The sequence below is a fragment of the Asticcacaulis aquihabitans genome (genome assembly GCF_032490435.1).
In the GTDB taxonomy this organism is placed as follows: domain Bacteria; phylum Pseudomonadota; class Alphaproteobacteria; order Caulobacterales; family Caulobacteraceae; genus Asticcacaulis.
On the sequence record NZ_JAVGWM010000003.1, the window covers coordinates 658,980 to 673,626 of the forward strand.

Sequence of the window (14,647 nt, forward strand, 5' to 3'; positions counted from 1 at the left end):
ACTGTCATAGATGAGCGGCGGGTCATCTGAACCTGTCACCCATCTGTGTTTGCAATTTCATATGAAGCCGACCTTAAATCCATCCGGTGTGCTAAAGGAACAAGACCTATGCGGCAGGTAAATGCAGCGAGGGTTGTGGATTTCGACGTTGAACGGCGGGCGCGAGGTGCGACTGCCCATTCGGGGACTCATGTGACGACACCGGACCCTGACGAGGTTCTGCTGGAACGAATCGGCCGTGGTGACATGGCGGCGGTGTCGGCCCTTGTCTCACGCAAGCTGCCGCGTCTGCTGTCGCTGGGTCGTCGGATGCTGGGCGACGCCACGGAAGCCGAGGACGTTGCCCAGGAAACCCTGATGCGAACCTGGAAACAGGCGGCGACGTGGGTGCCGGGCAAGGCCCGCATCGACACCTGGATGCATCGCGTGGCGCTTAACCTGTGCTATGACCGCCTGCGCCGACGCCGCGACACCGTTTCGCCCGATGATGTCGATATCGTCGATGATGCCGTCGGTGCCGCCGTCCAGATCGAGCAGGCCCAGACCGCCCAGGCCTTGCAAAGGGCGCTGGCGCAATTGCCGGAGCGCCAGAGAACCGCCATTACGCTGAACTATTTTCAGGAGATGTCGAACATCGAGGCCGCCGCGACCATGGGCGTCAGCATCGAGGCGATGGAAAGTCTTCTAGCGCGCGCCCGTCGTACCCTGCGGGGACTGATGAGTGATGAGACACCTAGAGTAAACCCCGTTAAAGCGGGAGGTAAGTCATGAACAAGTCAATGAATGCGGATCGCTTCCAAGCCCTGATCGATGCCTACGGCGCCTCGCCGGCGCGCTGGCCAGAGGCCGAACGTCGGGCGGCGCTCGACTTCCTGGCCGGCGACCCTGCGGCGCAGGCGCGGGTGGATCAGGCGCGTGCGCTGGACGATATGCTGGACTGCGTTACGGCGGTCGACCATTTGCGCGCTGAACTGGATCAGCCCGCCTTCGAGGCAGCGATCAATCGCTATGCTGCGGAGTTCTCGCTGGCCAATAATGTCGTGCGTTTCCCGTCCCCTGCGCCGTCACGCGCACCGCGTCGGCGGATGCCGTGGTCAGTGGTGTGGGGAACGGGTATAGGCTTGGCGGCATGCCTTGCTGGCGCCGTGCTGGGCGTCAATCTCAGCCTGGCCGGGCTGAGCGATGTTCGTGCCCAGACCGTGCTTGAGCAGGTCGCCATGATCGATACGGGCGAGTGATGAAACAAACGCACCTGAAATGGTTTCTGGCGGTTTCGGTGATCGTCAATATCTTCCTGATAGGCGCGGCCATCGGCGCAGGCGTCGTGCTGAAAAAGCACATGCGCGATTTCCAGCGGCCGACAGCGATGCAAAAAGACTGGAAGGACGCCACGACCGGCACCACGGAAGAACAGCGGCGCCATATATACCTCCTGACTCGCGATGCGGCCCTGAGCGGCGAGCCAGACATGGCTAAGGCGCGCGCGTTACGCAGTCAGGCGGCGGCTCTGGCGGCGAAGGACCCATATGACGCCGCGCAACTGGCCATGTTGTCGGAGCAGGCGCGCAATGCTGAAAACGACGCGCGTAGCAAGATCGAGAATGCCTTGATCCTGAACATGAAAGAGCTGCCGGTGCGCGAACGCAGCTTTGTCATACGCACCCTTCTGCGTCCCAGTGCCCGGTTCAATCGCTTTGTCCAGAGGGACGGCAAGCCGCCTGCCGAGGCCGTGGCCGATACGTCCGCCAGTCGGTAGTCACGCGCCGATACTACGCAATAGACATAATTTCGACGGTAGCGCCGGCGACCTGCGCCTCATCGCCAACCTCGCGGCCCAGCAAGGCCCTGGCCAGGGGCGAGACATAGGACACGCTGCCGGCATTGGGATCGGCTTCGTCCTCTCCGACGATCCGGAAGGTCTGTTCGCGGCCATCTTCACGGACGATGGTTACGGTGCAGCCGAAGACGACGCGCTCCGCGGTCGCGACGGGATCGATGCGCTGGGCTGAACCCAGGCGCGCCGTATAGTAGCGCAGATCCCGCGTCGCCCGCGCCATGGCCGTCCGATCCGCATGGATGAGGCCGGAGGCTTGCGCGGCCGTATAGGCAGCCTTGGCATCGGCGAATGCCGCCTCCAATTGCGCCAGGCCTTCCGGCGTTACGAGATTGGGATGGGGTGACAGGGGACGATCCGGCAAATTGGCGGCGGCCGCTTCGTGGTCTTCGTCCCGGGTAAAGGCTACGCTCATCGGATCATTTAAGAGGTTGCAGAATAAGGAAACAAGAGGGAGTGCGTGCTTATCGGGCTACCCTTAGGCGGCGTGAATGCGACGGCCCTCGTCGTCTTCCGATGCGCCCGCGGCTGTCTGCACAATCGGCAAAATGACGGTGGCAGTTGTGCCTTGGCCCACCGTGCTATCGACTTCAAAATGGCCGCTGTGCATCTCGATGAGCGATTTGGTCAGCGCCAGTCCGAGACCTGTGCCTTCCTTGGTTTTTGAGAATTGGTTCTCAATCTGTTCGAATGGCTTGGCCAGGCGCTCCATGTCCTTTTGCGCAATGCCGATGCCGGTGTCCGTCACGCTGATATGCACATTGCTGTCGGTATGAGTGGCAGAAATGGTGATGGTGCCGCCTTGGGGGGTAAACTTGATGGCGTTGGTCAGCAGGTTCAGCAGCACCTGCTTCAGGGCGCGGAAATCAGCAGATATTTCCGGCAGTTGCGGCAGATGGACACGGATTTTCAACCCGGCCTTTTCAGCTTTTTGGCGCATAAGCCGAAGGGTATCTTCGACGACCTCATCGATAACGACCGGTTCGAAGCGTAAGGTCAGCTTGCCGGCTTCGATCTTGGACATATCGAGAATGTCGTTGATCAGCGACAGCAGATGCTGGCCGGAATTGAGGATGTCGTTGGAATATTCCTTATACCGCGCATGGCCCAACGGCCCAAACATCTCAGATGCCATGATTTCGGAGAACCCGTTGATGGCATTGAGCGGTGTGCGCAGTTCATGCGACATATTGGCCAGGAATTCGGACTTGGCATGGTTGGCGGCTTCAGCGCGAATCTTGGCCATTTCGTACTTGCGCGCCAGGACGGTCTGCTGCTGGCGGCTTTGTTCCAGCTTCTCGACGAGCGCCTGCAACTGCTCTTCGTTTTCGCGGCTCTTTTCTTCCTGAAGCTTCACGGCGGTGATGTCGGCGCCGGTCAGGACGCGGCCGCCTTCCAGGGTGCGGCTCTCGGAAATTTGAATCCATTTGCCGTTGTTGAGCTCGGCCTCGATGACACCTTCACGGGCATCAGGTGCGGGCTGCTGGCGGCGGATGGCGATTTGCATCACCTGGTCGATCAGCTCGCGCGGAGTGCCCGCTTTAAGGAAGCGCCTGTCGATATTGAAGGTTTCGCCGAAGGTCGAATTCCACATCAGTAGCCGGTTGCGCCGGTCCCACAACACGAAGGCATCGGATACGGAACTGATGGCGTCGAGCAGACGGGCCTCGGCGCGTTGGGCGCGCAATTGGGCTATGCGCTCCTCACTGACATCCAAGGCCACGCCGGACAGGCGGTTGAAGCCAGCGTGACTGCGTTCGCCGACGCTCTGGCCACGCGCATCAACCCAGATAGCCTGGCCGTTGACGCCAGGGACGCGGAAGGACACATCGAAGGCACCCTTGATGCGCGCCGTGTCCAGTGCCTTGACGACGTCGCCCCTGTGTTCGGGTGCGATGCGATCCAGCACTTCGGATGTCGAGGCAACGCCGCCTCCGCCCCAGCCGAGCATGACGCCGGTGACATCGGACATGTAGATCAGGTCCTGATCCAGGTCCCAGTCCCATATGCCGCAACGGGCCGATTCCACAGCCAGCCGGTAACGCTGCTCGCTGGCCTGAAACTGCTTGGCGTCAGCCTTGGTTTTGCGTGCCTGGAAGATGAGCAGCAGGCCGAAAAGGGCGCCGATCAGCAAAGGGCCGCCGACGAAGGCGATGCCACGAATGAGGTTGTGCGATGCAAAGAAGAAGCGTTTGGACGGGAGGGCTTTGAGCAGGACGAGATTGCCCGCCTTGTCCTGCGGCACGGTCGCGATCTTGACGAAACCACCTTCGGTCAGAGCACCCTGAATGAGGTTGCCGGAGTCGGCGCGGGTTTTGAGCTGACCGAAAGATACCGCCAGCGCCTTTTCGACATTCTGCCCGATCAGGGCGTCGTCGGAGGCCACGACGATGACGCCGTCCGTCCCGACAAGGGCGGCAACGGCGCCATTGGTGGCGGTGTCGTCCAGCAGTTTGGGGTCGAGCCGCGCCACAAGGGCAGGCGCGCTGGTGCCGCCCTTGAGGATCGCGTAGGTCCGGCGCGTCTGGCTGAGGCGGGACGTCAGTGGGCGCAGCGAGAAGGCCGCCTCCGCCTGTTTGGCGGCTTGTGCCATCAGGTCAGTGTCGTCACTGCCGGCCAGGGCCAGTAGGGTACCGTCGCTTCCGATCATGGCCACGCTCAAAACGCTGTCATGGCCGAGGCGTAAACCGGTTTCGGCGGCGGTCAGGGGAGCGTCGCGCTTTTCCAGCCATTGTGCCTGGGCGGCTTCCAGAGCCAGGCGCGCCGTTGTCAGGCGAGCGTCCAGACGTGCCGAACCCAGCCGGGTTTCGGTCAGTAAGACCTGGCCTTCGGCATCCTTGTCGGCGGACAGATTGTTGCCGAGCTGCAGGGTAGACAGGCCCATAAAGGTCACGAGGCCTAGGGTCAGACCGAGCGCGCCCAGACGAATCCACAGTGGCATGCCGGCGCCGACCTGCGATCTGACCAGGCGCGACATCAACGATGATTGTGCGGTTGGACTGGGTGTTGCCACCGAGGCGCGGACGCGATCCTGCGAGCCAGTGGCCCGCCCCTTGGCGCCCAAGGCCTGAGAACGCAGATTTTGACGCGTCTCCGTCACAGACAGTCCTACGGTTTTCGGCGTGTACAGAGGCCGGCGAATGGGCAGCGCAGGTGATTCGGCGCGTACCCCAAGCGTAAACGTGGCGTTAACCTATTGTCGAGAGTCTTAAGGTTTTATAAATTCAAATAGTCGGGGACGGTTTTTCCGCTCCCGACGCGGCCTAGCTGGCCTGCGAGTCGTCTTCGGCCTCAAAGCTGCCGGACCCCGCGCCACTCTTTTTCTTGACGCCATTGACGGGCGGCTGATGATCCTCGCTCCATCCCTCGCGGCGTTCTGGTCCCTGATATTTCGGGTCCTGTCTGCGCCGGCGGTCGGGGCCGAAATAGTTGCTGGTCTTGATAAAGGGCCGCGGGAAATCGACGATGGCGACGATCTTGCGGCGCAATTCGATGGCCGTAATCGGCTTGCAGCAAAATTCATTGGCGCCGGCGTCACGCGCGGCAATAACCTTCGATCGCTCGGAGTGGGCAGTAAGCATGACGATCGGCACGTAACGGTTGGGGCTGTCGGAGGAATTGCGGACCAGTTGAACGAATTCGACCCCGTCCAGAACTTCCATCTGGTAGTCGGTAATGCAAATGTCGATGGAGTCGTGCTTCAGGCGATGGAAGGCTTCGGTGGCATCCTTGGCTTCGAATATGTGAACGGCGCCAAATCCGCGCAGAATGGTTTTGACGATATTGATCATGTGGGCGTTGTCGTCCACAACCAGGAACCTGACGCGTTCGAGGCCAGCCAATTCGTTGTCTCCGGGAAAGCCGTACATTGCGGCACAGACGATGCCGAACCGTCAGTTTACCCGCCGAAAGCTTCGGAGAGGTTAATGCCTATTAGCTGTGTTCCTCGGTCAGAGCCCTCGCGGCCAGTTCCAGGACATTTTTCGACAGATTTGGCGCGGCGGCTATCGTCTGAAGAGCCGTCTGCATGTTTTCGCGGTAGGGCGAGGTATAGAAACGGTAGCGGCTCAGTGGTTCGACCAGCCGCGCCGCCGTCATGGGGTTGAAGGCGTCAACGGCGAGGATCTGTTCAACCAGGAACTGGTATCCGCCGCCGCCTGGCGCGTGAAAAACACTCTGGTTATTGGCAAAGCCCTGAACCAGGGCGCGCCAGCGATTGGGTGTCTTGGCATCGAAATCGGGATGTTGGCTCAAGGCGCGAACGCGATCCAAGGTGTCCGGGTGCGCGGCTGCGGCCTGGAGTGAAAACCACTTGTCGATGACCAAGGGTTCGTTGCGGAAACGGTCGTAGAAGGTATCAAGCGCGTTTTGGTAGGGTGTGCCCTGTACGTATGTCAGTGCCAACAGGCCGCCCACCATGTCGGTCATATTGGTCGCCTGGCCAAAATGACTTTCGGCCAGGGCGATCAGTTCATCTTTGTTTTCGGCATTATTGTACCTTGCCAACATAAGGTCCAACAGGGCGTTGCGGAAGGCGCGACGCCCGGCGGAAACGGAGTCCGGGCTGAACGTATTCGGGGCCGGGATAGAACGGTATAGGTCGCGCAACGTGTCGAACAGACGCGCCGACAGGGCGGATTTCAGATTGTTCCTGTTTTTATGAATAAATGCCGGATCTATGGGCGACATATGCTGCGCCAGGTCGGATTCGGTCGGCAGGCCCATGATCAGCGCTTTGAAGGCGTCGTCGAGGTTTTCGTCAGTAATACAAGCATCTAGTCCTTCGGCGAAGGCGTCGATCAGGTCCGCGTCCGGCCGCTCAGCCAGGATAATGCGCTTAGCGAGTCCTTGCGCCGACTCCCAGCGGTTGAACGCATCTGGATCCCCTCGGAAGCGGGCGAATGCATCATTTCCTGATTCTTCAATATGTAAAAGAACCGGCGCCGAAAAATGCCTGAGTATGGATAGAACAGGGGGGGATTTCACCTCTGTAAGCACAATCGTCGTGTCGGCGCCACGCAGGATATGCAGGGCCTCCGAAGCCAGGTGGCCATCATGTCGGAACATCTGTTTGTCACCGTCCTGGCTGAGCAGGCCAAAGCGGATAGGGATGGGGACGACGGCCTTTTGTGCCTGGCCCGGCGTGGCGGGTGTCGCCTGGGCGAAGGTCAGGGTGAGGGTATGTGCGGCGGCGTCATAGGTACTGCTGGCACGCAGTTGCGGGGTGCCGGCCTGGGTGTACCAAGCCATCCACGGCGAGAAATCCTCGCCCGTGACGGCCTCGAACGCGGCCAGGAAATCTTCGAGCGTCGCCGCCGTGCCGTCATTGGCGGCGAAATAGTGATCGAGCGCCTGACGATAGACCTGCGGCCCGACATAGGTTTTCAGCATGCCGACGATTTCGGCACCTTTTTCATAGATGGTCGCCGTGTAGAAGTTGTCGATCTTAACATAGGATGAGGGGCGAACCGGGTGGGCCAGGGGGCCGGAATCTTCCGGAAACTGTCGGGCGCGCAACGCCTTGACATCCTTGATGCGCGCCACGGCATGACCGCGTTGGTCGGCGCTGAAGCCTTGGTCGCGGAAGACGGTCAGGCCCTCTTTCAGGCAGAGTTGGAACCAGTCCCGGCAGGTGACGCGGTTACCCGACCAGTTGTGAAAATATTCGTGGGCGATGACGCTTTCGATGCGTTCATAATCTGCATCGGTCGCCGTCGTCGGGTCGGCCAGCAGCAAGGACGCATTGAAGATGTTCAAGCCCTTGTTTTCCATGGCGCCGAAGTTGAAGTCACGGACGGCGACGATCATGAACAGGTCGAGATCGTACTCGCGGCCGTACACCTCCTCATCCCATTTCATCGACCGTTTCAAGGCATCCATGGCATAGGCGGCGCGAGTCTTCATGCCGGTATCGACATAGATTTTCAGATCGACCGTACGGCCCGATACGGTTTCGATCGTGTCTTCGTAGACGTCGAGTTCGCCCGCGACGAGGGCGAACAGGTAGCAGGGCTTGAAGAACGGATCTTCCCACAGGGCATAATGCCGGCCGTCGTCCAGATCGCCCTTTTCCAGCAAGTTGCCGTTGGACAGAAGATGCGGAAAGCCCGAGCGAGGGGCAGTGATGCGCACGCGATATTTCGACAGGCTGTCCGGGCGGTCAAGATAATAGGTGATCTTGCGGAAGCCCTCAGCTTCGCACTGGGTGCAATAACGGCCGGAAGACATGTACAGTCCCTCCAGCGTCTTGTTGTTGAGCGGATCGATCTCGACTTCGGTTTCCAGCACGAACTGGTCCGGCACCGAGGCGATGGTTAGGGTTTCATCGGTCACAACCGATTCGACGGGTTGGCCATCTATACGGATGTTGATCAGCCGCAGGCGTTCACCCATCAGCACCAAGGGCGCATTGGCCGGTCCCTGGCGCGTGACGGTCAGCCGGGCCCTTACGCGGGTGGCTTCGGGCGCCAGATCGAAGTCCAGTTCCGTTGACGGGATCAGGAAGTCGGGGGCCGTGTAGTCGCTAAGCTTGATCGGCTGGGGCGTATCGGTGCGCATGAGGTCGTCCACAAAAATCGGGTGTCTCCCGACCATATGGGGCGTTCGCGCGGCCTGACAATACGTAAAGTGGGCAATACGAATGTTGCCTCGGATCCCGCGCGTCAGTCGACGGCGCGGACCTTGCGCACCTCGGCGTCCGATTCGATGTGTTGACTCAACTGCTCGGCGCGCTTGGCCAGCGAAATCAGATCGTCGTCCAGATCGCCAGCATTGTGGCGGGCATAGTCCTTCAAGGCCTTGGCCAGGGTGAGCAGATGCGGGGCGTTGACGATCAGGCGGGCCTGCATTTCGATCAGGGACGGGTCACGCTCATATTCGGCGCCTGGGACGCGCCAGCCGCCCCAATCGTTTTCATCGGTGACGACGATGGGATAGGTGCCGGGGAAGGGGTGGTTGCGACTTTCGTCGGGCGACTGCCACTTGTTACGAGCGCGCATTAGACGCCAATGGCCCAATTGCTGGCTGTCCGTCTTTTCGGCGCTTTCCGGCGTCAGTTCCTCGGCGGCGAAATCGCGCCCCAGGCCGCAATCATAGGTGACGCGGACAGGTTCATCGAAGCCCTTGACCCAGACAGGATTCACCTTGTCGATGACCGCCCAGGTTCCAACCGGCTCGACATAGACTCTCTGATGGCGATGATAGGTCGCTTTGGCCATGACACCCTCGTGCTTTTCTAAGCGCTTTTGATCCGTTTACCCCAGCATAAATGAAAAGTTTTAATAATTTTCCCCATGAAAATAACGACGTTACTTGAGTGTGCAAGTCCTTGTTTCCAATGAAACATTCGACAAATTTGGCGGGCAGAAAATTTTATTAAATCAGACAATTGAGCGCAAACATCTGGATTCATTCATACTTCAATGTGACTGGCAATATGGCCTGCGCGGCCGCCAAAATTGTTATCTTGCGACGCACAAAAATGGCGCTAAGCTAGCCGAAATATAATGATAAACCGGCTTGACCCAGCATTCGCGTCGTCGGAACAAACTTGACTTCAAGTCTTTGTTTTTGTGGCGGAAATGAATGGTCGCGCCGATAACGGGCACCAACAGAGACCAACATTCATGACCGATACCGTCCTAGACCATGTCAAGCAACATACCGCCATGCTCGATGGCTTCCTCAGCGACGCCGTACAGGAGTTTGGCAAGGCCGAGGTCATGTCCAAGGTCGAGGCGCTGAAAGACAAAGACTTTGATTTCAGCACACTCAGCGAATCCGAAGCCGCGCACGCAGCGCGCATCATGACGTGCCTGTCCATGCTGTCGGTCATTTCGGAGGATGTCGGCCAGTTGGGCCGTATCGATACCTTCCAGACCTTCGACGGCTCCATGCAGCCGATCAGCCTGGCCAATGCGGTTCAGTCGGCGCGCCAGGAAGGTGTGAGCGCGGACGAGATCGACAAGACGCTCTCGGGAATCCTGGCATCGCCGGTCTTCACCGCGCACCCGACCGAAATGCGGCGCGCGTCGATCGTGGAGCGTGAGCACGAGATTTCCACCCTGCTCCAGGCCTATGAGAAGGCGACGACACGGCCAGAAAGGACGCAGATCGAGGATGACCTGTTCCGCGCCGTCGCCTTGTTGTGGAACACGCGTCTCAACCGGCCGGAACGTATCACCGTCCAGGACGAGATCAACAATCTGATCGGGGCGGTCAAGCGCTCCATCCTGCCGGCAATGGTTACCCTGTACAACGAATGGGGCCGCGATATCCCCCATGACGGCCAGTTGCCCAATGTCCTGAAACTTGGTTCCTGGATCGGCGGCGATCGCGACGGTCACCCGCATGTCGATGAGGTGACCTTGAACTATGCGTTCAAGGAACAGGCGCGCGTCGCTTTTGCCTTTTACATCGGCCAGATGGACAAGCTGGATTCGGAACTGACCATGTCCGATGAGGTGACGCCGGTCACTGACGCCCTGAACGATCTGGCGCGCAAGTCGCTGAATACGGACATTCACCGTGTCGATGAGCCCTATCGCCGCGCCATCGCCCACATCAAGCATCGACTGGCCCGGACGCGGGCACAAATCCTGGGCGAACCCGTAACCAATGGCGCATCAGTGGCGCCTCCCTATGAAAGCTGCGACGCGTTTGCGCGCGATCTGCGGGTCATCCGCGATAGCCTGGCTGCCCATGGCGGACGCCGCCTGATCGGGCGTACGCTCAAGACGCTGATCCGTATCGCGCGGTCATGCGGTTTCCACCTGCTGGCGCTCGACCTGCGTCAAAATTCGGACGTGCACGAACGCGTCATTGCCGAACTGTTCACCCATTCGTCGGAACTGGTCGATTATCTCGGCATGTCGGAAAGCGAGCGCTGTTCCTTGCTGTTCGCCGAACTGGCCAATGACCGTGTGCTTCGCTGGGACTTCGCCAAATATTCCGACGAGACGCGCAAGGAACTGCGTATCGTCGATGCGGCCGCCCAGATCGTCAAATCCTTTGGCCCGGAAGCCTTCGGCGCCTACGTCATCTCCAAGGCCGCCTCGGTATCGGATATCCTGGAACCGCTGGTCCTGATGAAGCAGGCCGGCCTGGTGCGCGGCGGCCCTCAGCCCCACACCATGATCCGGGTGTCTCCGCTGTTCGAAACCATCGGCGATCTGGAAGCCGCGCCTGACATCATGAAAAAGTGGTTGGGCAACTTCGCTGTGCGCTCCCTCATGGGCCGGCCGGCGATCCAGGAAGTAATGCTCGGTTATTCCGACTCCAACAAGGATGGCGGCTATACCTCGTCGCGCTGGTCGCTGCACAAGGCGTCGAAAGCCATCAAGGCGGTGTGCGACAAGGCGGGCGTCAAGCTGCGCCTGTTCCATGGCCGCGGCGGTTCGGTTGGCCGCGGCGGCGGTCCGTCCTTCGCTGCCATCCTGGCTCAGCCTGAGGGGACTGTCGGCGGACAGATCCGCGTCACCGAGCAGGGCGAAATGATCGCTCGCAAGTTCGGCAACGTCATCACGGCGCACAAAACGCTCGATACCTTCGCGGCGGCCACTTTCCTGGCCACTATCCCCAAGGATACGACGCGCAAAGCGTCCGAAGACGCGCGGCTGGAGGAAAAATACAGCCCGTTGATGGACAGGCTGCACGAAAAATCCTTCGCCGCCTATCGCGGCCTGGTCTATGACGATCCTCATTTCCTCGACTTCTTCCGCACGGTCACACCGGTCGGCGAAGTGTCGGACCTCAAGATCGGCTCACGGCCGGCGTCGCGAACCGCTTCGGGCAAGATCGAAGACCTTCGCGCCATTCCCTGGGTCTTCGCCTGGTCGCAATCGCGCTTCATGCTGCCGGGGTGGTATGGTTTCGCGGCAGCCGTGCGGGAACTGGAAATCGACGACGCTACGCTTCTGGAAATGATCCAGTGGGACTTCTTCGATGTCTTCATCGCCAATATGGAAATGGCCCTGGCCAAGACCGACATGGAGATCGCGCGCCTCTACGCCGATCTGGCGCGCGACCCGGAGGAGGGCGACCGCATATACGCCACCATCAAGTTGGAATTCGAGGACACGGTGGCGCTCATCCTGCGTATCCGCAACGCCAAATATTTGCTGTCTACACATGAGCGTCTGCGCAACCAGATCGAACGGGCCAACCCTCTGTTGAACAGCCTGAACCGTCTGCAGGTCTATCTTCTGGGCGTCCGCCGTCATGGCAATCGGCACAAGCTGGTGCAACTGGCGATGCAACTGACGGTCAATGGTATCGCCAGCGCGCTACGCAATACCGGCTGACAACTGGTCCGGCATGGGCGAAAAAGGACCTATATGCGTCGTTGACGGATGTTTGATCCGTGCGTTTCCACCTTGTGCCCATAGGGCCGCATGTCCTATATGACGCGGGTGGGTCAGGCATTTGCGCCACCCGTTGACTTTCATGGTTGACCTCCCGAAAAACTGGGTTTATGACAACGCTGTCATGACTTAAGCCCCGTTGATAAGGGGCAGGGTCGCAGGTTCGGAACGAAAAGGTCTCATGTCGGTATCTTCTGCAGGTAATGGCGCGCGCCAACAGGTATTTGTTCTGGTTGGCGGTACTGGCGATCTCGCCATGCGCATGTTGTGGCCGTCGCTGGCCATGCTCGATCAGGACGGGTTTCTGTCCGACGATCTGCGCATCATTTCGGTCGCGCGCGAAGATTGCGGCACGGAGGTCTGCGTCGATCGCATCGGCGCCGCCGTCACCAAGCGGATCGGGGATGCGCTGGAGCCGGAGACATTGGCGCGTTTGCGCAAGCGCATTGTCCACGTCGCCCTAGATGCCGCCCACGACGACTGGGGCGCCAAGCTGAAAGCTGAACTGGGCGATATAGATCGCCTCGACATCGTTTATTTCCTGTCAGTGTCGCCGTCGCTGTTCAAGCCGATCTGCGAACACATCGAGCGTGCGGGTCTCAATAAGGCGCCGAACCGCGTCATTATCGAAAAGCCGATCGGTCGCGACCTGGCGACGTCCAAGATCATCAACGATTCCGTTGCCCATGCCTTCGATGAAGCGCGTACCTTCCGTATCGATCACTATCTCGGCAAGGAAACGGTCCAGAACCTCATAGCCCTGCGCTTCGGCAACATCGTGTTCGAACCGCTGTGGAATGCCCAGTCGATAGATCACATCCAGATCACTATCGCCGAGACGGTCGGCGTTGGCGAACGCCTAGGCTATTACGACGAATACGGCGCCATCCGCGACATGCTGCAAAACCACCTGTTGCAGTTACTGTGCCTTCTGGCCATGGAGCCCCCCGCCGCCCTTTCGTCCGACGCCTTGCGCGATGAAAAGGTCAAGGTGCTGAAATCGCTCAAGCCGATCACCGCCGAAAACGTCCTAACAAATACGGCGCGCGGCCAGTATGGTCCGGGCTTTGCCGATGGTCATCCGGTCGCAGGGTACGAAGCGGAAAAGGGATCGCCGTCGAATACCGAAACCTTCGTCGCCATTAAGGCGGAAATCGCCAACTGGCGTTGGGCCGGCACGCCGATCTACATGCGTACGGGCAAGTGCCTGCCGTCGCGGTCAACCGAGATCGTCGTTCAGTTCAAGCCATTGCCGCACTCGATCTTCGGCCCTGAAGCGGTGGCGAACCGTCTTCTGATCCGCCTGCAGCCGGATGAAGATATCTCTCTGACCTTGATGAACAAGGCGCCAGGGCTGACAGCCGAAGGCATGCATCTGCAATCGCTCGACCTGTCGCTGTCGCTGGTCAAGGCCTTCGACAGTAATGGCGATAAGCCGCCACGTCGCCGCATCGCCTATGAGCGCCTGATCCTCGACGCTCTTAATGGCAATAACGCCCAGTTCGTGCGCCGTGACGAAGTCGAGGCCGCCTGGAACTGGGTCGATGGCATCGTCAAGGCGTGGACCGATACGCACATGAAGCCGCAAATGTACCCGGCCGGAACCTTCGGACCGGTCAGCGGCTATCGCCTGATCGAGCGCGACGAAGGCCGTACCTGGAATGACTAAGCTGGCCAATCATGTAACGGAAGATGTCCTGACCTGGTCCGCCCATGGTAAGACGGTCACGGTGCATTGTTTTGTATCGACCGCCGAGGCTGGCGTGCACATTTCCGGCCTGATCACTGGTGCGCTGAGCCATGCCATCGATACGCGCGGCCAGGCGGTGTGGATCGGGTGCGGAGGCACGACGCCCCGGCCGATCTATCAGCATCTCATCTATGCCGATCTCGACTGGACACGTATCACCCTGGCCCAGGTCGATGAGCGCTTTGTGCCGACGGATGACGCGGCCTCCAATACGCGCATGATGCGTGAGGCTTTGGCGCCGGTGCTCGCGGACAAGACCCAGACGGGCATGGAATTCCTGACCCTGATTCAGGACATGTCCGACCCGAAGGCCTGCGCTGAAAAAGCGGAAAAGACCCTGCGCGATCTGAACGACGGCGCGGCACCGCATTTCGATTTTGCCTTGATGGGTATGGGGCCGGATTCGCATTACGCATCGATCTTCCCCAATAACCCCGTCAATGCCGAGGTTTATAGCACCGAGCGGCTGGTCCTACCGGTTGCGCCGCACGTCGATGGCTCGGAGCCGCAACTGCCGCGCATTACCCTGAGCGTCCCGGCCATTAACAATTCACGCCGCATCGTCTTCTACATTACCGGCCAAACCAAGCTGGACGTGTTGCGGACGGCGTCGCAAAATACCGACCCGTATGCATCGCCGATCGGCGCGTTCATCGCGCAATGTCCGGTCGATATCGATTTTGTGTGGGCGGCTTGAGGACT

11 protein-coding genes are annotated in these 14,647 nt (G+C 59.9%); 6 read left to right on the forward strand and 5 right to left on the reverse strand.

Features of this window, described 5'->3' with window-relative positions:
- The first annotated feature begins 192 nt into the window (after window positions 1-192).
- From RCJ00_RS13745 to RCJ00_RS13755, 3 genes are read left to right on the forward strand one after another with little or no spacing between them, the layout of a single operon-like run.
- The gene (locus RCJ00_RS13745; RefSeq protein WP_411267544.1) at window positions 193-771 is read left to right on the forward strand and encodes an RNA polymerase sigma factor; all 579 of its coding nucleotides are present in this window, start codon (window positions 193-195) and stop codon (window positions 769-771) included.
- Window positions 768-1,238 carry a hypothetical protein gene (locus tag RCJ00_RS13750; protein WP_316222615.1) on the forward strand — a complete coding sequence of 157 codons (471 nt, stop codon included), beginning with the start codon at window positions 768-770 and terminating at the stop codon, window positions 1,236-1,238. The genes RCJ00_RS13745 and RCJ00_RS13750 overlap by 4 nt, the downstream gene beginning before the upstream one ends.
- Window positions 1,238-1,756 (forward strand): periplasmic heavy metal sensor, encoded by a 519-nt coding sequence (locus RCJ00_RS13755; RefSeq protein WP_316222616.1) that lies wholly within the window; start codon window positions 1,238-1,240, stop codon window positions 1,754-1,756. The genes RCJ00_RS13750 and RCJ00_RS13755 overlap by 1 nt, the downstream gene beginning before the upstream one ends.
- A gap of 13 nt (window positions 1,757-1,769) precedes the next feature.
- Here RCJ00_RS13755 and greA read toward each other — a convergent pair whose 3' ends face one another.
- From greA to RCJ00_RS13780, 5 genes are all read right to left on the reverse strand, one after another.
- Window positions 1,770-2,249, reverse strand: a complete 480-nt coding sequence (gene greA, locus RCJ00_RS13760; RefSeq protein WP_316222617.1) for a transcription elongation factor GreA — start codon at window positions 2,247-2,249, stop codon at window positions 1,770-1,772.
- A 63-nt stretch (window positions 2,250-2,312) separates the two neighbouring features.
- Entirely contained in the window at window positions 2,313-4,934 is a 2,622-nt protein-coding gene (locus RCJ00_RS13765) for a sensor histidine kinase (RefSeq protein WP_316222618.1), read from the reverse strand.
- A 163-nt stretch (window positions 4,935-5,097) separates the two neighbouring features.
- The gene (locus tag RCJ00_RS13770; protein WP_316222620.1) at window positions 5,098-5,676 is read right to left on the reverse strand and encodes a response regulator; all 579 of its coding nucleotides are present in this window, start codon (window positions 5,674-5,676) and stop codon (window positions 5,098-5,100) included.
- A 91-nt stretch (window positions 5,677-5,767) separates the two neighbouring features.
- Window positions 5,768-8,392, reverse strand: coding sequence for an aminopeptidase N (gene pepN / locus RCJ00_RS13775; protein ID WP_316222621.1), 2,625 nt, complete (start codon window positions 8,390-8,392; stop codon window positions 5,768-5,770).
- Window positions 8,393-8,496: 104 nt separating this feature from the next.
- A complete protein-coding gene (locus RCJ00_RS13780; RefSeq protein ID WP_316222623.1) occupies window positions 8,497-9,051 on the reverse strand; it encodes a hypothetical protein in 555 nt (184 codons plus the stop codon).
- A 408-nt stretch (window positions 9,052-9,459) separates the two neighbouring features.
- Between RCJ00_RS13780 and ppc the strand changes: the two genes are divergently transcribed.
- The 3 genes from ppc (at window position 9,460) to pgl (ending at window position 14,642) form a co-directional block, all read left to right on the forward strand.
- Entirely contained in the window at window positions 9,460-12,135 is a 2,676-nt protein-coding gene (ppc, locus tag RCJ00_RS13785) for a phosphoenolpyruvate carboxylase (RefSeq protein WP_316222624.1), read from the forward strand.
- A gap of 241 nt (window positions 12,136-12,376) precedes the next feature.
- On the forward strand, window positions 12,377-13,864 hold the full coding sequence (gene zwf / locus RCJ00_RS13790) for a glucose-6-phosphate dehydrogenase (RefSeq protein ID WP_316222625.1): 1,488 nt from the start codon (window positions 12,377-12,379) through the stop codon (window positions 13,862-13,864).
- A complete protein-coding gene (gene pgl / locus RCJ00_RS13795; protein ID WP_316222626.1) occupies window positions 13,857-14,642 on the forward strand; it encodes a 6-phosphogluconolactonase in 786 nt (261 codons plus the stop codon). The genes zwf and pgl overlap by 8 nt, the downstream gene beginning before the upstream one ends.
- Window positions 14,643-14,647 lie beyond the last annotated feature (5 nt).